At 61.8% G+C, this 20,441-nt stretch carries 14 protein-coding genes and 1 pseudogene; 3 read left to right on the top strand and 12 right to left on the bottom strand.

The features are described 5' to 3' along the window. Nucleotides 1-17: 17 nt before the first annotated feature. From EGM97_RS14840 to EGM97_RS14850, 3 genes and pseudogenes are all read left to right on the top strand, one after another. Nucleotides 18-1,934 (top strand): methyl-accepting chemotaxis protein, encoded by a 1,917-nt coding sequence (locus EGM97_RS14840; RefSeq protein WP_238961238.1) that lies wholly within the window; start codon nucleotides 18-20, stop codon nucleotides 1,932-1,934. Between the two features lie 259 nt (nucleotides 1,935-2,193). Continuing rightward, nucleotides 2,194-3,174: pseudogene (locus tag EGM97_RS14845) on the top strand (methyl-accepting chemotaxis protein); the annotation flags it as partial. Between the two features lie 141 nt (nucleotides 3,175-3,315). Beyond that, nucleotides 3,316-4,029, top strand: a complete 714-nt coding sequence (locus tag EGM97_RS14850) for a methyl-accepting chemotaxis protein (protein WP_477788818.1) — start codon at nucleotides 3,316-3,318, stop codon at nucleotides 4,027-4,029. 280 nt (nucleotides 4,030-4,309) lie between these two features. Here EGM97_RS14850 and mdoH read toward each other — a convergent pair whose 3' ends face one another. The 12 genes from mdoH to EGM97_RS14910 form a co-directional block, all read right to left on the bottom strand. After that, on the bottom strand, nucleotides 4,310-6,880 hold the full coding sequence (gene mdoH / locus EGM97_RS14855; protein WP_238961241.1) for a glucans biosynthesis glucosyltransferase MdoH: 2,571 nt from the start codon (nucleotides 6,878-6,880) through the stop codon (nucleotides 4,310-4,312). After that, nucleotides 6,873-8,615, bottom strand: coding sequence for a glucan biosynthesis protein G (locus tag EGM97_RS14860; RefSeq protein ID WP_238961242.1), 1,743 nt, complete (start codon nucleotides 8,613-8,615; stop codon nucleotides 6,873-6,875). Before EGM97_RS14860 ends, mdoH begins: the two co-directional genes overlap by 8 nt. A 350-nt stretch (nucleotides 8,616-8,965) precedes the next feature. Continuing rightward, the gene (dtd, locus tag EGM97_RS14865; protein WP_238961244.1) at nucleotides 8,966-9,403 is read right to left on the bottom strand and encodes a D-aminoacyl-tRNA deacylase; all 438 of its coding nucleotides are present in this window, start codon (nucleotides 9,401-9,403) and stop codon (nucleotides 8,966-8,968) included. Next, on the bottom strand, nucleotides 9,400-10,371 hold the full coding sequence (gene pip / locus EGM97_RS14870) for a prolyl aminopeptidase (RefSeq protein ID WP_238961246.1): 972 nt from the start codon (nucleotides 10,369-10,371) through the stop codon (nucleotides 9,400-9,402). Before pip ends, dtd begins: the two co-directional genes overlap by 4 nt. Nucleotides 10,372-10,670: 299 nt before the next feature. Next, nucleotides 10,671-11,474, bottom strand: coding sequence for an N-formylglutamate deformylase (gene hutG, locus EGM97_RS14875; RefSeq protein ID WP_238961247.1), 804 nt, complete (start codon nucleotides 11,472-11,474; stop codon nucleotides 10,671-10,673). 11 nt (nucleotides 11,475-11,485) lie between these two features. Continuing rightward, nucleotides 11,486-12,688 (bottom strand): imidazolonepropionase, encoded by a 1,203-nt coding sequence (hutI, locus tag EGM97_RS14880; RefSeq protein ID WP_238961250.1) that lies wholly within the window; start codon nucleotides 12,686-12,688, stop codon nucleotides 11,486-11,488. A gap of 111 nt (nucleotides 12,689-12,799) precedes the next feature. Continuing rightward, nucleotides 12,800-14,332: a histidine ammonia-lyase gene (gene hutH, locus EGM97_RS14885; protein WP_238961251.1), complete on the bottom strand. Its 1,533-nt coding sequence runs from the start codon at nucleotides 14,330-14,332 to the stop codon at nucleotides 12,800-12,802. 115 nt (nucleotides 14,333-14,447) lie between these two features. Then, nucleotides 14,448-15,971 carry a histidine ammonia-lyase gene (hutH, locus tag EGM97_RS14890; protein WP_238961253.1) on the bottom strand — a complete coding sequence of 508 codons (1,524 nt, stop codon included), beginning with the start codon at nucleotides 15,969-15,971 and terminating at the stop codon, nucleotides 14,448-14,450. 140 nt (nucleotides 15,972-16,111) lie between these two features. After that, entirely contained in the window at nucleotides 16,112-16,942 is an 831-nt protein-coding gene (locus EGM97_RS14895) for a quaternary amine ABC transporter ATP-binding protein (protein ID WP_238961254.1), read from the bottom strand. Continuing rightward, nucleotides 16,939-17,790 (bottom strand): ABC transporter permease, encoded by an 852-nt coding sequence (locus tag EGM97_RS14900; RefSeq protein ID WP_053147803.1) that lies wholly within the window; start codon nucleotides 17,788-17,790, stop codon nucleotides 16,939-16,941. Before EGM97_RS14900 ends, EGM97_RS14895 begins: the two co-directional genes overlap by 4 nt. 71 nt (nucleotides 17,791-17,861) lie before the next feature. Continuing rightward, nucleotides 17,862-18,830, bottom strand: a complete 969-nt coding sequence (locus EGM97_RS14905) for an ABC transporter substrate-binding protein (protein WP_238961256.1) — start codon at nucleotides 18,828-18,830, stop codon at nucleotides 17,862-17,864. A gap of 70 nt (nucleotides 18,831-18,900) precedes the next feature. After that, nucleotides 18,901-20,367, bottom strand: a complete 1,467-nt coding sequence (locus tag EGM97_RS14910) for a purine-cytosine permease family protein (protein WP_238961257.1) — start codon at nucleotides 20,365-20,367, stop codon at nucleotides 18,901-18,903. Between the last annotated feature and the right edge of the window lie 74 nt (nucleotides 20,368-20,441).

Here is a 20,441-nt window from a genome sequence, read left to right on the forward strand (position 1 = left end):
CTCAAGGGAGTATCAGCATGTTCCGGTGGCTTGCCCAGAGTCTGGGAAACGTAGGCGTCAATCGCAAACTCGGCTTCGGCTTCGGCCTGGTGCTGTTCCTCACCTTGATGATCGCGTTCACCGGTTGGTCCGGCCTGGGCAATGTCATCAGCCGGGGCGACAAGCTGGGATTCATTGCCAGCCTGAACGACTTGAGCAAGGACCTGAGCCAGGCCAGCCTCGAGTACAACACCACGCGGGGCGAGAAAGGGCCGCAAGCGGTCAACGACCTGTTGGGCAAGCTTGAAGCCGGGCTCAAGACAGCTCGCCAACTGATCGAACAACCGGCCGATGTGGCCATGATCGATAAACAACTGGCCGCGGTGGCTGAGTATAAAAGCGCCTTCGCTCAAATGACCCGCGCCACCGTCAACCGCGAAGATGCCCGCAGTAAACTCGGCGCCAGTGCCGACAACGCCGTGGCCCGCGTCGCCGAGGTGGAAAAATCACTGCTAGAAAGCGGCGACATCGCTGCATTCAACAGCGTGGTAACCCTGAGCAAAGCGGTCCAGCAAGCGCGCTACCAGGTTCGCGGCTACACCTACAGTGGCAAAAGCGAAGCCCAGCAACCGGCCCTCGACGCCATCGATACCGTCCTTAAACTGCTTGCACGCCTGCCGGACCAATTACCCGGGGAGCATGCCGCCAACCTGCAACAGGCCAGCGATTCGTTCAATCTGTACCGTGCGGCAGTGGCTCAGTTTCGCGACTCGCAGATCGAAAACGGCGCCGCACTGCAGCGCATGAACGAGCAAGGTCAGGTGTTGATCGACTCCAGCCAGAAGCTGACCGTGTCCCAGACAGCGGTGCGTGACCACGATGTCGCCCAGGCCAAGACCGTCCTGATCGCAGCCACTGCGCTGGCCTTGTTGTTTGGCGTCATTGCCGCCCTGCTCATCACCCGCCAGATCGTCGGCCCACTCGGCCAGACCCTGCAGGTGGCCGAACGCGTCGCTGCAGGTGACCTGACCCATAACCTGACCTCCGAACGCCACGACGAACTGGGCCAGCTGCAACGCGCCATGCAAAGCATGACCGTAGGCCTGCGGCAGTTGATCGGCGGGATCGGCGAAGGCGTCACCCAAATTGCCAATGCCGCCGAACAACTGTCGACCGTGACCGAACAGACCAGCTCGGGCGTTAACAGCCAGAAGGAGGAGACCGATCAGGTCGCCACCGCCATGCATGAGATGACCGCCACGGTCCAGGAAGTGGCGCGTAACGCCGAAGAGGCTTCCGAGGCGGCCGTCGCCGCCGACCAGCAGGCCCGCGAGGGCGAAAAAGTGGTCGGCGAAGCCATCGCCCAGATCGAGCGCCTGGCCGAGGAAGTCGGCAACTCCACCACGGCCATGAGCGACCTGAAGCGCGAAAGCGACAAGATCGGCAGCGTCCTGGACGTGATCAAGTCCGTTGCCCAGCAAACCAACCTGCTGGCCCTCAACGCCGCCATCGAAGCCGCCCGTGCCGGTGAAGCCGGTCGGGGGTTCGCCGTGGTGGCCGATGAAGTCCGCAGCCTGGCGCAGCGCACCCAGAAATCCACCGAGGAAATCGAAGAGCTGATCGTCGGCCTGCAAAATGGCACCGAACAGGTCGCGACCATCATGGACAACAGCCGCAGCCTGACGGACAGCAGCGTCGAGCTGACCCGTCGTGCCGGAGGCTCGCTGGAAAACATCACCCGCACGGTCTCGGCGATTCAATCGATGAACCAGCAGATCGCCGCCGCAGCCGAACAGCAGAGCGCCACGGCCGATGAAATCAACCGTAGCGTGTTGAACGTACGCGACGTGTCCGAACAAACCGCCGCCTCCAGCGAGCAAACTGCGAACTCCAGTGCCGAACTGGCGCGACTCGGCACGCACTTGCAGATGCTGGTGGGACGCTTCAAGGTTTAAGTGCCGACAGGCAACCCGCACACCCCATGGCGAGGGCATTGTCCTCGCCTGGCCCCGCAACCGCATAAGGGCTATGCCCCCTCCAAAAACGATCCCTCAGCTATTTTCTACAGATCCGCATAGCATGGTCGATACTCTCCTCATAGGGCCTGCAAAATAGGTTCGAAGGAGTATCAGCATGTTCAGTTGGTTAACCGAAAAGCTGGGAAACGTAAGTGTCAATCGCAAGCTGGGCTTTGGTTTTGGTCTGGTGTTGCTCATGACTCTCCTGAGCACCTTCGCCGGCTGGCACAGCCTGGGCAGCGTGATCAGTCGCTCGGACAAGCAGGCCTCCATCGCCAGTCTCAATGAATTGGCCAAGGATTTGCGAGTCGCCAGTCTCGAGTATGAGATGCGGCGTGGCGAGCAGGGCCCGACAGCCGTCAGCGAGCTGGTGGGCAAGCTTCAGGAAAGTATACAGACCGCTCTCCAACGCTTTGTGCGGCCAGCCGACCAGGACCTGCTGCATCAACAACTGGCTATCCTCGACGATTACAAACGCACCTTTGGCGACCTGACCCAGGCGACACAGAACCGCGAATCCGCCAGATCAAAGCTCGGCGCCAATGCCGACAACGCCGTGGCCAGGGTTTCCGAAGTCGAAAATGCCATGCGCCAAGGTGACAGCGTCCCTCAGTTGAATGACATCGTCGATCTGAGCAAGCTGATCCAACAAGCGCGTTATCAGGTCCGCGGCTACACCTACAGCGGCAAGGCCGACGCCGAGCAACCGGCACTGGACGCTATCGAAAACGTCCTGAAGAACCTTGAAAGCCTGCCGGCCAGACTGCCGGAGCAGCACACCGCCAATCTGCTTCAAGCCAGCGAATCGATGAAAGCCTATCGGGCCGCCGTCAGCCAGTTCCGAGACTCGCAGGTCGCCACCGCCTCGGCCCTCAAGAAAATGGTGGAACAAGACACTCGCCTGCATGACCTGAACAATCAATTGACCGTATCGCAAGTCGCGAAACGCAACCAAGAGACGACTCAAGCGAAAGAAACGCTGATCACCGTCGCCGCGCTGGCATTTGCGTTTGGTCTGCTGGCGGCATGGATCATTACCCGTCAGATCGTTGTGCCACTGCGACAGACCCTGGTTGCGGTGGAACGTGTCGCTTCGGGCGACCTGAGCCAGAATCTGGAGGTCACTCGCCGCGACGACATGGGCCAGCTTCAACGAACCTTGCAGCGGATGGTCGTCAGCCTGCGGGAACTGATCGGTGGCATCCGCGATGGCGTCGCTCAAATCGCCAGCGCCGCCGAAGAGCTTTCGGCCGTGACCGAACAGACTAGTGCCGGGGTCAACAACCAGAAAGTGGAGACCGATCAGGTCGCCACCGCCATGAATGAAATGACCGCCACGGTGCAGGAAGTGGCGCGCAATGCCGAGGAGGCCTCCGAAGCCGCCATTGCCGCCGATCAACAGGCACACGAAGGCGACCGGGTGGTGGGTGAAGCCATCGCCCAGATCGAGCGATTGGCCAGGGAAGTAGGCAACTCCACTGAAGCCATGAGTCATCTCAAACGCGAGAGCGACAAGATCGGCAGCGTGCTGGATGTGATCAAATCCGTCGCCCAGCAGACCAACCTGCTGGCCCTCAACGCCGCCATCGAGGCCGCCCGCGCCGGTGAAGCCGGACGTGGCTTCGCGGTCGTGGCTGACGAAGTCCGCAGCCTGGCTCAGCGCACCCAGAAGTCCACCGAAGAGATCGAGGAGCTGATCGTTGGTCTGCAAAGTGGAACTGAACAGGTCGCCACCATCATGGACAACAGCCGTGGCCTGACCGACAGCAGCGTCGAACTGACCCGCCTCGCCGGTGGCTCGCTGGAAAACATCACTCGCACGGTCTCGGCGATCCAATCGATGAACCAACAGATCGCCGCCGCGGCCGAACAACAAAGCGCGGTGGCCGAAGAGATCAACCGCAGCGTGCAGAACGTACGCGACGTCTCCGAACAAACCTCCGCCGCCAGCGAAGAAACCGCCGCCTCCAGCGCCGAACTGGCGCGCCTGGGCGTGCATTTGCAGAGCTTGGTGGGGCGGTTCAAGGTTTAAGCCTAATCGCACGTTTGATCCCGCTGGTGGTGCTCTCTGGATGGTGTGTATATCCGTTACCGCAGCAATGGATACGCGCAAAATATCCAGAACTACAAACCGTCAACGCAATGCTCCACAGCCTTGCGCCACGACTTGGAAAAACGCCAGAAATCACCGATATGTGCAAACAGCAAGAAGCGAGGGCGCAAGCTCCCTCGCCACAAGGGTAGTAAATAACCTCGGGAATCACGTCCAACAAAAAGCCCCGCGTCTTTGCAGAAGCGGGGCTTTTTGTGGATCAGGCCACTTGAGGTTGTACACTCACGGGCTGAAGCGGTAGCAACGGTGCATGGGGATCGGCGTTGACCGACTCACGCCACGCCGCCAGCCACTCGGGATGGCTCTCGCTCCAGACCTGCTCATGCAGGCGAGACAAGGCCACCGGGTCGCTCAGCAGCGCCAGGCGCTCGGCGTTGTTGAGACCCGCCGGGCCGACCTTCAGGGCGTGGCGGACACGCTCGACCCGCAGCCATTCGATCGGTTCGGCCTTGCCGTGTCGCGAAGTCGCCAGCGCATACGCCAGGGCGTTTTGCTGTGGGTCGACGACCGCCCGAATGAAGCCGTCGTTCAACGCATGCCAGCGATTCTCGTGAGCATACTGGTCCGTCGACAACAGTTCCTGCGGTGGTGCGTACTCCTCCGGGATCAGGAACAGGCTTTCGTCACGGGATTTCAGGCCCAGGCCCACGCGACTGGAGATCACCGAGACCGGGATCGACAGCATCAGCGAGCCGACGATCGGCACCAGCCACCACAGGAAGCTCGGGTTCAGCCAGATCACCAGCAGTGCCCAGAGAAAGCCCAGCAGCGTCTGCGGGCCATGGCGCTTGACCGCTTCGCTCCAGGGCGTCGAGTCGTCGTCACGTTTCGGCGAGTTCCAGGTGGCGGCCCAGCCCAGGAACGCGGCCAGTACGAAACGGGTGTGGAAAATCATCCGCACCGGCGCCAGCAGCATGGAGAACAGCATCTCCAGCAGCATCGACAGCGTCACCTTGAACTTGCCACCGAACTCCTTCGCGCCCTTGGCCCAGATCAGCACGACACTGAGCAGTTTGGGCAGGAACAGCAGCACGATGGTGGTCGAGAACAGCGCGATGGCCTTCTCCGGATGCCATTGCGGCCACAGCGGGTACAACTGGCGCGGTTCGAGGAAATACTGCGGTTCCATCAAGGTGTTCACCGCCAGCAGCGCGGTGGACAGCACCAGGAAGAAGAACCACAAGGGTGCCGACAGGTAGGACATCACCCCGGTCAGGAACACCGCACGGTGTACCGGGTGCATGCCCTTGACCAGGAACAACCGGAAGTTCATCAGGTTACCGTGGCACCAGCGACGGTCACGCTTGAGCTCATCCAGCAGGTTCGGCGGCAATTCCTCGTAGCTGCCCGGCAGGTCATAGGCAATCCACACGCCCCAGCCGGCACGGCGCATCAGCGCGGCTTCGACGAAGTCGTGGGACAGGATCGCACCGGCGAAGGCACCTTTGCCGGGCAGCGGGGCCAGGGCGCAGTGTTCGATGAAGGGCTTCATGCGGATGATCGCGTTGTGACCCCAGTAATGGGATTCGCCCAACTGCCAGAAGTGCAGGCCAGCGGTGAACAACGGACCGTAGACCCGCGTGGCGAACTGCTGCATGCGCGCATACAGCGTGTCCATGCCCGAAGCCTTTGGCGCGGTCTGGATGATGCCGGCGTCCGGTGTGGCTTCCATCAGGCGCACCAGGCTGGTCAGGCATTCGCCGCTCATGACGCTGTCGGCATCGAGCACGACCATGTACTTGTAATCGCTGCCCCAACGACGGCAGAAGTCGTCGAGGTTACCGCTCTTGCGCTTCACGCGACGACGGCGACGGCGGTAGAAGATCTTGCCGAAGCCGCCGGCCTCGCGGCAGACGTCCAGCCAGGCTTGCTGCTCGGCCACGCAGATGTCGGTTTCGTTACTGTCGCTGAGCACGAAGAAGTCGAAACGATCCAGGTCGCCAGTGGCGGCTACCGACTCGAAGGTGGCCCGCAAACCGGCAAACACCCGAGGCACATCCTCGTTGCAGATCGGCATGACCAGCGCGGTACGGGCGTCCTTGGGGATCGGCTCGTTGCCGGCACTGGCACCGGAGATACGGTACTTGTCGCGTCCGGTGAGCAGTTCCAGGAACCCCATCAGGGCGGTCCAGAAACCGGCCGATACCCAGCAGAACAGGATACCGAACAGGATCAGGATGCTGGTCTGCAGCGCATACGGCAGCACTTGCGTGGCGGTTTGCGACAACGGCTGGTGCAGGACTTCGTCCAGGTCCACGAGCGACCAGCCCTGATACGGCATGATGCCCTTCATGTACCAACCGGCGACAATGGTCTGGCCGAGCATCAGCAGCAACAGGATGTAGCGCCGTGTCGAGCCCACGGTACGCCAGCGCGCTTCGGGCAGCACGCGGGCGTCCTTGGGTGGCTTCGGCGGGTTGGTACGGCCGGTAATACGCCGCCACGCACGCACCAGGATATTGGTGCGCCAGGGCTCCGGCACGACTTTGGTCCGTCGAATCGGTGGTGTCGCCTTCAGGCACACCCGACCACTGGCGTCGAGCGCCAGCATTTCGGCGTCCTCCAGCTCTTCGGCTGTGCTCAAGGTCAGACGACGCCCCACCGAAGCCTGTGCCGCTTCGCCGGGCTCATCGAAGGTCGAGGACGAAAGCCGCTGGTGCAGTTCGCTGAAGGATGAGCAGCCCGCCAGCTCGGCGCGCTGCTCGTCGGTCATTGGCAAATGGGCCAGGTATTCGCTGAGCGTCTCTGGCTGTACTGGCGTATTACTCATCGGCTGGCAACTGATAGCTCCAGGTCTCGGTCAGGACTTGTTCAGTCGGTTCCGGTTCCTGCGGGGTTGGGGTCGCCTCAACGGCGGTGGACGCCTTGACGGCCTTGGCTTCTTCTTTGGCTTGTTGTTGCTCTTTTTCCTTCTCTTTTTCGCTCTGCTGCTTGGCGACCTTGTCTGCCTTGGCGAGGGTCGTGGTCACGGCATGCGACGCGGCGGGGGCTTCGACAGGCGTCAGCGGACGGACCAGCGCCGCACGCATTTCGGTAGCCTGCTTAGGATCCTTGACCTTCAGGCGCAAGGTCAGGCGCCAGCCTTTGGTTTCAGGATTGTAGCGAACGTTGTTCTCGACGATCTCGGCGTTGTCGCCGACGCTCACCTGGCTGCGCACTTCTGCATCTTCCGGCAGCGCTTGCAGGGAAGGCCCTTCGAAGTCCACCAGGTAGGCCACACTGCCGTCCGGCTGGCGGATCAGGTTGGACTGCTTCACGTCACCGGTGGAACGCAGGGTCTGCTTGACCCAGGCGCTGTCCGGCGAATGCAGGCTGGCCTCGTCGAGGGTCCAGTGCAGGCGGTAGGAGAAGTCCAGCGGCTGACCAGGCTCAGGCAGTTTTTCCGGACTCCAGAAGGCAACGATGTTGTCGTTGGTTTCATCGGCGGTCGGAATCTCTACCAGATCCACAGTGCCCTTGCCCCAGTCGCCTTTGGGTTCGATCCAGGCGCTCGGACGCTTGTCGTAGCGGTCGTCCAGGTCTTCGTAGTGGCTGAAGTCGCGGCCACGTTGCAACAGGCCGAAACCACGCGGGTTTTCCACCGAGAAGTTGCTCACGGCCAGGTGTTTCGGGTTGTTCAGCGGACGCCAGATCCATTCGCCGTTGCCGGCATGGATCGACAGGCCGTTGGAGTCGTGCAGCTCGCGGCGATAATTGAGCACCTTGGACGGCTGGTTGGCGCCGAACAGGAACATGCTCGTGAGCGGCGCAACGCCCAGCTTGCTGACCCGATCACGCAGGAACATGCGTGCCTTCACATCGACCACGGTATCGGTGCCTGGACGCAGGGTCAGGCGATAGGCGCCGGTGGCCCGCGGCGAGTCCAGCAGGGCAAAGATCACCAGGTGCTTGTCGGTCGGTTTCGGACGCTGGATCCAGAACTCACGGAAACGCGGGAATTCCTCGCCGGATGGCAAGGCGGTGTCGATGGCCATGCCACGAGCGGACAAGCCATAAGTCTGGCCCTTGCCAATGACGCGGAAATAGCTCGCGCCCAGCATGGTCATGATTTCGTCTTGCTTGTCGGCCTTGTTGATGGGGTACAGCACGCGGAAACCCGCGTAGCCCAGCTGTTCGGTGGCCTTTGGATCGAACTGCACGTCACCGAAATCGAAGCGCGTCGGGTCATACTTGATTTCTTCGACGGTGGTCGCGGTGATCTCGTTGATTTTCACCGGCGTGTCGAAATGCATGCCCTGGTGATAGAACGACAGCCTGAATGGCGTCTTCTGATCAGCCCATTCGGCTTTTTCGGTGCGGAAACGGATTTTCTGATAGTCGGCGAACTTCATATCGCGAAATTCGTTTGGCAGGTTGCTGCGCGGGACTTCGAATTTTTGCCCGGCCAGTTCCTGAGCCTTCGCCGATACATCATCCAGGCTGAATGCCCACAGTTGGCCCGCGCCGAGCAGGCACAACAGGGCAGAACCCGCTACCAGAGCGTTTCTAAACCGTTTGGCAGACATTTTTGGTGCATTACAGGGACTAACAATCACGAGCAACCCTCGCCGAAAACAGATCAAAAAACCAACGGCCAGTTAAGGTATCCGCTTGGTAACGGCATTGAAAAACCGACCTTGCGAAGCACTCTTGCCAAGTTGGCGAGCATTGTTCCGACTCCGATGGGACAAAATGATTCCCCAAACGGTCCAGGACAAGTCTCTACCTAAGTCAAATGGACCGGCGAACGCCGATCCCCCGTAGCGCGCGATTATCTAGCAGGCCGCGTGACAACGCATCAGGGACAACAAAGTATTTATCGAGAAAACTCCCTGTTTAGCCTCGAAATCGGACCGAAAAGGTGTTTCAAACGCTTTCAGACCTGTAACAAAAAGGTTACCGGGCCATCATTGACCAGATGCACTTGCATGTCGGCGCCGAATCTACCTGATGCCACAATGCTATGCACCTGTTTCGCCCGGGTGACGAGATAGTTGAACAACTCTTCGCCCAAGGCTGGCGGTGCAGCCGTCGAAAAACTCGGCCGCAGGCCGCTTTTGGTGTCGGCCGCCAGGGTGAACTGTGAAACCAGCAACAAACCACCACCGATGTCCGCCAGGGACAGGTTCATCTTGCCCTCGGCGTCACTGAACACCCGATAATTGAGCAGCTTGTGCAAAAGTTTGTCGACGCTGGCCCGGGTGTCCTCGGGCTCGACCGCCACCAGCACCAGCAAGCCCTGATCCACGGCGCCCACGACCTCTGCCCCGACCTCGACCCGGGCGCCGCGAACCCGTTGCAACAGGCCCTTCATGCTTCTTCGGGTGGCAGGTCGAGCAGGCGCCGGGCCATCTGCGCGGCGGCACGCACCAGCGCATCGGTAATGCCCGGCTCAGAAGCGGCGTGACCGGCATCGCGGATGACCTGTAGCTCGCTGTTGGGCCAGTTCTGGTGCAGTTCCCAGGCGTTGTCCAGCGGGCAGATCACGTCGTAGCGACCGTGCACGATGATCCCTGGCAAGTGGGCGATCTTGCCCATGTCGCGTATCAACTGGTTGGGCTCGAGGAACGCGTTATTGGTGAAGTAGTGACATTCGATACGGGCGATCGACAGTGCCCGTTGCGGCTCGGAGAAGCGGTCGACCACCAGCGGGTTCGGACGCAGGGTCGCCGTCCGGCCTTCCCAGATGGACCAGGCCTTGGCCGCGTGCATCTGGGCGATCTGATCGTTACCGGTCAGGCGTTTGTGGAAGGCGCTGAGCAGGTCGTCGCGCTCTTCCGCCGGAATGGGCGCGATGTAGTCCTGCCAGTAGTCGGGAAACAGGCGGCTGGCGCCGGCCTGATAGAACCATTCGATTTCCTGCGGACGGCAGAGAAAGATCCCACGCAGGATCAGGCCGTGGACCCGTTCCGGATGGGTCTGGGCGTAGGCCAGGGCCAGGGTCGAGCCCCAGGAGCCGCCGAACAGCACCCATTTATCGATGCCCAGGTGCTTGCGGATGCGCTCCAGGTCTTCGACCAGGTCCCAGGTCGTGTTGTTTTCCAGGCTGGCATGGGGAGTGGAGCGACCACAACCGCGCTGGTCGAAGGTGACGATGCGGTACAGGTTCGGATCGAAGTAGCAACGGCTCTGCGCATCGCAGCCCGCCCCCGGACCGCCATGGATGAACACCACCGGAAGACCTTCCGGTGAACCGCTTTCGTCGACATAGAGCGTATGCGTGTCATCGACAGCCAGATCGTGCCGGGCATAGGGTTTGATCTGCGGGTACAAAGTCTGCATTGCGCGCTCCGTAAGGGGTCGAGTCATCCCTGTGGGGACTTCTGATTAGTCTGCCGTCCGGCATCATAAACCCGAATCACCTTAATGAGCATGTCCCCTGGCAGTCAAAACATGTCGAGGGGCAAGGCATGGGGGAGCAAGCCTTGCCCCCTGCAGGTCAGGCTCTGTACGAAAAGTCTTGAGACGAAGGTCAGGCAAGGCGAAAACAGCCGAGCAAGCGCAGTGTACTGGAGTACATGAGCATTGCGAGGCTGTTTTCAACGCAGCATGAACGAGTATCAAGGCTTTTGGTACAGAGCCTAGCGCTTGTAAGCCTGGCGTCCCCACGCCAGCAAGCCCTCAAGCAATTCCCTGAGCACCACTTGGGTCGGCTCAGCCAGGTCAGGCCGGTAGTTGAACGGTTCGAACTCTTCCATGTAGGTGCTCTGGCACAGTTCCAGTTGCACCGCGTGGATGTGTTCGACGGGGTTGCCGTAATGCCGCGTGATGTGTCCGCCCTTGAACCGTCCATTGAGCACGTGGGTGTACGCGTCGTGGCGGGCGCAGATGCTTTCGAGCTGGCCGGCAAGCATCGGGTCGCAGGCGGCGCCGTTGAAGGTACCGAGGTTGAAGTCCGGCAGCTTGCCCTCGAACAGGTGGGGGATCACCGAACGGATCGAGTGGGCGTCGAACAGCAACGCATAACCGAACTCCGCCTTGAGCCGCGCCAGTTCCTGTTGCAGGGTCTGGTGGTACGGCATCCAGATTTGCTGCAAATAGGTCGCCCGTTCCTCGGCGGACGGTTCCAGCCCTTCGCGAAACAACGGCACGCCGTTGAACAGGGTCGCCGGGTACAGACCGGTGGTGGCGCCGACGTACATCGGCTTGTCGTCCGATGGGCGGTTCAGGTCGACGACGAACCGGGAATACTCGGCGGACAACGTACTGGCACCCAGCTCGGCGGCGAAGTCATAGAGCCGGGGGATGTGCCAGTCGGTGTCCGGCAGGCTACGGGCCTCGGGAATCAACCCGGCCTGTACCGCCGGGGTCAGGCGCAGGCCCGCGTGAGGCATGCTGATCAGCAGCGGCACGCGCCCTTGCTTGAAATTCAGGACCTTCTCCACAACCGTTCTCCTCAATCGATTTCAACGCCGTGACGCACGACGCGTTTTTCCAGTTCGCCGCCGAGCCAGTACGCCAGGTCGGCGGGGCGGTCTATTTGCCAGGCAACGAAATCCGCCACCTTGCCGGCTTCCAGCGAACCGTGGGTCTGGGCCATGCCCAGGGCCTGGGCCGCGTGAATCGTCGCCCCGGCCAGGGCTTCTTCCGGCGTCAGGCGCAGGCAGGTACAGGCCATGTTCAACATCAAGCGCAGCGACAATGCCGGCGAGGTGCCGGGGTTGAGGTCGCTGGCCACGGCGATTTTCACGCCGTGCTTGCGCAAGGCGTCCATCGGCGGCAATTGGGTTTCGCGCAAGAAATAGAACGCCCCCGGCAATAACACGGCCACCGTGCCGGCTTCTGCCATGGCCCGAGCATCATCCTCGGTCATGAATTCCAGATGATCGGCAGACAGCGCTTGATAACGGGCGGCCAGGCTCGAGCCATGCAGCGACGACAGTTGCTCGGCGTGCAGCTTCACCGGTAGGCCCAGCCGTTGCGCGGTGACGAATACCCGCTCGACCTGTGCCGGGGAGAACGCCAGGTACTCACAAAAGGCATCTACCGCGTCCACCAGCCCTTCGGCCGCCAGGGCCGGAAGCATCTCGGTGCAGATGTGCTCGATGTAATCGTCGGCGCGCTCGGTGTATTCCGGCGGCAACGCATGGGCCGCCAGGCAGGTGCTGCGTACGCTGACCGGCAGCTCGGCGCCGAGGCGGCGGATCACCCGCAACATCTTGCGCTCATTGACCAGGTCCAAACCGTAGCCGGACTTGATTTCTACGGTGGTCACGCCATCGTGCATCAGGCTCTTCAGGCGTCTGGCGGCGCTGGCGAACAGCTCGTCTTCGCTGGCGGCGCGGGTAGCGCGCACGGTGCTGGCGATGCCCCCGCCGGCGGCCGCAATGTCGGCGTAGCTGACACCTTGCAGGCGCTGCTCGAACTCACCGCTGCGATTGCCGCCGAACACCGTGTGGGTGTGGCAATCGATCAGTCCCGGCGTGATCCAGGCGCCCTTGAGGTCGTGGACTGCCGGGTAGTCGCCGGTTGGCAACTGGGCACGGGGGCCGATCCATTGGATATGTTCGCCCTGGGTGACCATGGCGGCGTCTTCGATGATCGAGTAGACGCCCTGGGCCATGGTGGCGGCGTGGCAGTTCTGCCAGAGGGTTTTCATCCCGGTTTCCTCGTCGCATTCAAAATCGAATCGCGAGCAAGGCTCGCTCCCACAAGGATTTCTGATGAACTCAAAACCCCTGTGGGAGCGAGCCTGCTCGCGATGAGGTCCTTACAGGCTCGGCAACAACTTCGCCGTGACCAATTCGTTCAGGCAACGACTCGCCAGCAACTCGCTGGCCGCATTGATGTCAGGCGCAAAGAAGCGGTCTTTCTCATAGAAGGGCACTTCGGCGCGCAGGATGGCCCGGGCTTTTTCCAGCTTCGCGGAAGTTTTCAAGCTGCCGCGCAGGTCCAGCCCCTGACACGCCGCCAGCCATTCCACTGCCAGAATCCCACGGGTGTTTTCCGCCATTTCCCACAGGCGCTTGCCAGCGGCCGGGGCCATGGAGACGTGGTCTTCCTGGTTGGCCGAGGTCGGCAGACTGTCCACCGAATGAGGGTGGGCCAGAGCCTTGTTCTCACTGGCCAGGGCGGCAGCGGTGACCTGGGCGATCATGAAGCCGGAGTTCACCCCGCCATTGCCGACCAAAAATGGCGGCAGTTGCGACATGTGCTTGTCCATCATCAACGAGATGCGGCGCTCGCTCAGTGAGCCGATTTCGGCAATCGCCAGGGCCATGTTGTCGGCAGCCATCGCCACTGGCTCGGCGTGGAAGTTGCCACCGGAAATCACGTCGCCTTCGGCGGCGAACACCAACGGGTTATCCGACACGGCGTTGGCTTCGATCACCAGCACTTCGGCAGCCTGGCGGAACTGGGTCAGGCAGGCGCCCATCACTTGCGGCTGGCAGCGCAGCGAGTAAGGGTCCTGGACCTTGTCGCAGTTCTGGTGCGAATCGGAGACTTCGCTGCGCTCGCCCAACAGGTCGCGATACGCGGCGGCAGCATCGATCTGGCCTTTCTGGCCACGAGCGGCATGGATGCGAGCATCGAAGGGCGAGCGCGAACCCAGCACCGCTTCCACCGTCAGGCTGCCCAGGGCCAGGGCGCCAGCGAACAGGTCCTCGCCTTCGAACAGGCCGCGCAGGGCGAACGCGGTGGACACCTGGGTGCCGTTGAGCAGTGCCAGGCCCTCTTTGGCCGCCAGGGTCAGCGGTGCGAGGCCAGCGACTTTCAGCGCCTCGACGGCCGGCAGCCATTCACCTTTGTAACGAGCCTTGCCCTCGCCCAGCAACACCAGGGACATGTGGGCCAGCGGCGCCAGGTCGCCGGATGCACCCACCGAGCCCTTGAGCGGAATGTGCGGATAAACCTCGGCATTGACCAGCGCGATCAGCGCATCGATTACCTGCCGGCGGATGCCGGAAAAACCCCGGCTCAGGCTGTTGACCTTGAGCACCATGATCAACCGCACCAGCGCATCGCTGATCGGCTCGCCCACGCCGGCGGCATGGGACAGCACCAGGGAGCGTTGCAGGTTTTCCAGGTCTTCGCTGGCAATGCGGGTCGAGGCCAGCAGGCCAAAACCGGTGTTGATGCCATAGGCAGTGCGATTCTCGGCAAGGATCTGCTCCACGCACGCGACACTGGCTTCGATCTGCGCCGAAGCGCTGGCATCAAGGCTCAGGGTCACTGGGTGCTGGTAGATCTCACGCAACTGAGCCAGGCTCAGTTGGCCGGGGATCAGGTTCAAAGCTGTCATTTCATGCTCCTTTTGAGAGTGTTGTTATTCACCCGCCAGTCGCTCCGGAATGTTCCGTTATCCGTCATCCTCGCTTCATGGGCGATGGATGCCTTGGCACGCTGACGGTTTTTGATCAATTCAAATTCGGTAAGGCGCTGTGCAGCACAGTCGGGTCTTTCAGCAGCGCGGCGGCGCTGGCGATGTCCGGCGCCAGCCAGCGGTCCTGGTCATAGGCCGGGACGCGCTCGCGCAGCAGCTTCCAGGCAACGTTGGTGCCGGCACCGAAGCGTTGCGTCTTGAGAAATTCAAAGGCCTGGGCCGCCAGCAGGTACTCGATGGCGAGGATCTGCGTACAGTTTTCCAGCGCCCGGTGCAGTTTCAGCGCGGCATTGGTGCCCATGCTCAGGTGATCTTCCTGCAAGCCCGACGTGACGAAGTTGTCGACTACCGCCGGCTGCGCCAACTGCCGGTTTTCCGCGCACAGCGAGGCGGCGACATACTGCACGATCATCATCCCCGAGTTCACGCCGGGATTGGCCACCAGGAACGCCGGCAGTCCGCTGACGTGGGGGTTGATCAGCCGGTCGAGGCGGCGCTCGGCGATCGAGCCGATTTCGGCCATGGCAATCGCCAGCAGATCCGCGGCCAACGCTACCGACTGGCCGTGGGGATTGGCCTGGGACATCACCCGGAAATTGTCCGGCGTGCCGAGCAACAGCGGGTTGTCGGTGGCGGCGTTGAGTTCGGTTTCGATCTGTTGCCGCGCATGGGCCAACTGATCACGAGCGGCGCCGTGCACTTGGGGAATCGAGCGAATGCTCAAGGCATCCTGGGTGCGAATCCCCAGGCTCGAAGCGATGACTTCACTGCCGTCGAGCAAGGCCCGCAGGTTGGTCCCGACCTGTTGCATGCCAGGGTGCGGCTTGAGGGCGATGATCTCGGCGTCGAACGCCGCGATCTGCCCACGCTGGGCCTCGAAGCTCATGGCACCGATCACATCGGCCCATTGCACCAGTCGCGTCGCATCGGCCAGGGCCAGGCAACTGAGACCGGTCATGCAAGGCGTGCCGTTGACCAGGCACAGCCCGTCCTTGGCGCCCAGTTGCACCGGTTGCAGGCCTTCGGCGGCCAGGGCCTGTTGCGCCGGGACGATTTGCCCGCGATAGCTGACCTGGCCGACACCCAGCAGCGCAATGCTGATGTGGGCCATATGGGTCAGGTAACCCACCGAGCCCTGGGACGGAACTTGCGGGGTAATGCCGCGATTGAGCAGCGCCAGCAACGCCTCGACCACCCGCCGATGAATACCGGACTTGCCCTGGCTGTAGTTGAGAATGGCCGTGCAGAGAATCGCCCGGGTCTGTTCATCGGCCAACGGCGCCCCCACCCCGCAGGCGTGGCTAAGCAGCGTGTTGCGCGACAGCTGGCTGAGTTGTTCATCCTTGAGCGAGACATTGCACAAGGCCCCCAGGCCGGTGTTGACGCCATAGGCGCGCTCGCCGCTTTCGACGATGCGCTGCACGATGGCCTGGGCATTGTCGATCCGCGCCCAGGCCTGGGCCGACAGCTCGAGCTCGGCGCCGAAGCGGGCGACGGCGACGATGTCCTGCCAGCGCAGCGGGGTGTCGGCGATGATGATTTTTTCAGCCTGGGACATCTTTAACCTCATGCTTACAACTTGAACATTGATGCAGCTTTACTGGCGCCTTCGCGAGCAAGCCCGCTCCCACATTGGAATGCGGTCCCCTGTGGGAGCGGGCTTGCTCGCGAAGAGGCCCGCCCAGTCACCAGAATTCTCTAAACCACCGCCGCCCTGCGCTGCACAAACCGATCAACATACTCATCCGCCGGCGAGTGCAGGATCTCCCGGGGCGTGCCGACCTGGATCAGCTTGCCGTCCTTGAGAATCGCGATGCGGTTGCCGATGCGCACGGCCTCGTCGAGGTCGTGGGTGATGAAGACGATGGTCTTGTGCAGGGTCTTTTGCAGCTCCAGCAACTGGTCCTGCATCTCTGCGCGGATCAGCGGGTCGAGGGCGCTGAAGGCTTCGTCCATCAGGATGATGTCGGTGTCCGCCGCCAAGGCACGGGCCAGGCCCACGCGCTGACGCATGCCGCCGGAGAGCTGGTGCGGGTATTTGTTCTCGTAGCCCTTCAGGCCCACGGTGTTGATCCAGTGCAACGCCCGCTCGGCGCACACTTGTTTGCTCTCGCCACGCACTTTCAGGCCATAGGCGACGTTGTCCAGCACGTTCTTGTGGGGCAGCAGGCCGAAGCTCTGGAATACCATGCTGATCTTGTGCCGGCGGAATTCGCGCAGGGCGTCCATATCCAGTTGCAGGATGTCTTCGCCGTCCACCAGGATCGCCCCGCTGGTGGGGTCGATCAGCCGGTTGAAGTGCCGCACCAGGGTGGATTTACCGGACCCGGACAAGCCCATGATCACAAAAATCTCGCCAGTGCCGATGCTCAGCGAAAGGTCGTTCACGCCGACCACGCAACCGGTCTCGGCCAATACCTGGTCCTTGGTTTTGTTGCGACGGATCAGCTCCAGGGCTTCGCTGGAACGGTTACCGAAAATCTTGAAGACGTTCTTGACTTCGATCTTGCTGATGGCTGCGTTGCTCATTTGCTCACCTCATGCCGAGGACGACCATAGGCCTGGGTAATGCGGTCGATGACCACAGCGAGAATCACGATAGCCAGACCGGCTTCCAGGCCGCGTCCGACGTTGAGGGTCTGGATGCCCACCAGCACGTCTTCACCCAGGCCACGGGCACCGATCATCGAGGCGATGACGACCATCGACAGGGCCATCATGGTGGTCTGGTTGATCCCGGCCATGATGCTTGGCAGGGCCAGGGGCAGTTGCACGCCGAACAGCTGCTGCCAACGGTTGGCGCCGAAGGCGTTGATGGCTTCCATCACTTCGCCGTCCACCTGGCGGATGCCCAGGTCGGTCAGGCGGATCAAGGGCGGCGCGGCGTAGATCACCGTGGCGAAAATCGCCGGGACCTTGCCCAGGCCGAACAGCATCAATACCGGAATCAGGTACACGAAGCTCGGCATGGTCTGCATGATGTCCAACAGCGGCATCAGCACCGAACGCAGGCGATTGCTGCGCGCAGACAAAATGCCCAGCGGGATACCGATCAACACCGAGATCAGCGTCGCCACCAGCATCAGGGCGAGGGTCTGCATCAGTTTGTCCCACAGGCCCACCGCGCCCACCAGGAACAGCAGGCCGACGATCACCGCCGTGGCAACGACCTTGCGGGTCGCGTGCCAGGCAACGCCACCGACAATCGCCAACATCAGCCACCAGGGCGCCAGGCGCAGCAAGCCTTCGAGGTTGACGATGGCCCACAGCAAGGTGTCGGAGATGTGCCGGAACACATCGCCATAGTTCGTTACCAGGGCGTCGACCCAACCGTTGACCCAGTCGGCGATGGAAAAGGTAAAGCTTTCGGGAAACATAAGAGACTCTCGATCAGGTGGATGCGGTGAACGTCCCGGCCAGCCCTCGGGTTGGCCGGGCAATGTTCGACCTACAGAGCCGCGTCGATTTTCCTGGCAGCGTCTTCGCTGACCCAGGCATGCCAGACTTCAGGATGTTCCTTCAGGAAGATCTTCGCCAGTTTCGGCGACTCGATCCGCTCTTTGGCCATGCGGCCCAGGTTCTGGTTCAGGATATCGATGGGCAGGTTGACCTTTTCCAGCACCGCCACCAGCTCCGGCGCCTCGTCGTGGAAGGTCTTGGACAGGCCGACCTTGATGCTCACGCTTTTATCCACGCCTGGTTTTTCTTCCAGTTTTACCAGGTCTACCTGGCCCATCAGCGGCGTTGGCGACCAGTAGTAGAACAGGATCGGCTCGCCACGCTTGTAGCTCGACAGCACGGCCGCATCCAGCGCCGGGCCAGTGCCGGGACGGAAGTTGGTGTAGGTTTTTTCCAGGCCGTAGCTTTTCAGCATTTCGCTGTTGTCCAGCTCGCAGGTCCAACCGGCCGGGCAGTTGTAGAAGCGGCCCTTGGACGGCTCTTCCGGGTCCTTGAACACGGCGGCGTACTGGCCCAGGTCGGCGATGTTCTTCAAGCCTGGCGCCTTGGCTTCGAGCTTGCGCTTGGCATCGCCTTCGACCACGTAGCGCGGCACGTACCAGCCTTCGATGGCCCCCACCACCGGGGCGCCGACGCCGACCACCTTGCCGGCCTTCTCGGCCTTGTTCCAGACCTCGCTGCGGCCCACCCATTCTTCGGCGAACACCTGAATGTCATTGCTGCTCAGGGCGTTCTCCATGGTGATGGAGTTACCCGGCAAGCTGTCGGTTTTGCAGCCGTAGCCTTTTTCCAACACCACTTGCAGGACGTCGGTCAGCAGCATGCCGCTTTCCCAGTTCAGACCGGCGAACTTCACCGGTTTGCCCGACTCGCACCAACCGGCCGCTTGCGTGGCGCCAGCGCTGGCCAACAGGCCCATGGAAAGCAAGGTGGTCAGCAGGGTCTTGTTCGATTTCATTGTGTGACGCTCCTAATCATTTGAGTTGGCTTACGGCAGTCAAGAGGCATCCAGCCCTGTCAACGTCCCATCAGACCGCTTGGATGCGGCCCGCCCTGCTCGGTTGTGCGTCAACCGCGTCCTGCTCGACCGGCAGGATCAATCGATCGGGTACGGCGCTGTGCCACTTCCTGGCTGCGATGTAATACAACGCCGCCGGGACGATCAGGCCGATGATCCAGGAAATGTCCACGCCCCCCATCGCGGCCACCAGCGGACCGGTATAGAACTTGGTGGCGATGAACGGCAGTTGAATCAGTACACCCAGCGCATAAATGCTGATCCCGAGGATGTTCCAACGACCGTAGCGACCGTTCGGGTCGGCCAATGCCGGTACGTCGTAGCGCTCGCGAGTGATGCAGTAGTAGTCCACCAGGTTGATGGCGCTCCAGGGCGTAAAGAACGCCAGCAGGAACAGGATGAAAGACTTGAACGCACCAAGGAACGAGTGCTGGCCGAGCAAGGCGATCAGGGTTGCGGCGCCGACGATGAACAGCACGAAGACCAGCCGCTGCAAGCGCGTGACATTCAGGTGGCCGCGAAAGCCGCTGATGATGGTCGCGATGCACATGAAGCTGCCGTAGGAGTTCAGCGTGGAAATGGTGACCTTGCCAAACGCGATGCTGAAGTACAGCAACGCAGCGGTAGCACCGGTCCCCCCCAGCCCAACGATGTAGGCCACTTCATGACCCGCGAACTGTCCATTGGCCGATGCGGCGGCAAACACGCCGAGAATCATCGCCACCTGTGCACCGATGACCGAACCTGCGCCGGCGGCAAAAAAAGTTCTCACCGAAGACGTCCTGCTCGGCAGGTAACGCGAATAGTCAGCCACATAGGGGCCAAAGGCGATCTGCCAGGATGCCGCGAGCGACACCGCGAGCAGAAAGCTGCTCCAGCTGAAATGGCGGATTTGCAACAGGGCGCCAACGTCCACCTGACTGATCAGGCGAGCGAACAGGTAAACAAAGGCAATCACGCCAATGAGGCTGGCGACACGGCCGATGAAGTGAATCACTCGATACCCGAGCACCGTGACCAGTACGATGACACTGGCGAAAATGAAGATACCGACACTGTCGCTGACGCCAAACAACTGGCCCAGCGCCTGGCCGGAAAGCACGGTGCCCGTGGCGGTGAAACCCAGGTACATCAGGCACACCAGCACGATCGGGATGGCCGCGCCATAAACCCCGAACTGGACCCGACTGGAGATCATCTGCGGCAGGCCAAGCTTGGGGCCTTGCGCCGCATGCAACGCCATGACGCCACCACCGAGCACCTGGCCGATCAGCAAACCGATCAACGACCAGAACACATCGCCGCCCAGCACCACCGCCAACGCACCGGTGACAATGGCCGTGATTTGCAGGTTGGCCCCCATCCAGAGGGTGAACTGGCTCAACAGCCGGCCATGCCGCTCCGCTTCCGGGATGTAGTCGATCGAACGCTTCTCGATCAACGGCTTGCTGTTTGCGGGTGTGCTGGTGACAGCCATGGTTCAACCTCTGTGGATTGTTCTGGAATTCTTGCGCTGCTGCGTCCCTGTGGGAGCGGGCTTGCTCGCGAAAG

Source organism: Pseudomonas sp. AF32 (assembly GCF_022342325.2).
Taxonomy (GTDB): Bacteria; Pseudomonadota; Gammaproteobacteria; order Pseudomonadales; family Pseudomonadaceae; genus Aquipseudomonas; species Aquipseudomonas uvaldensis.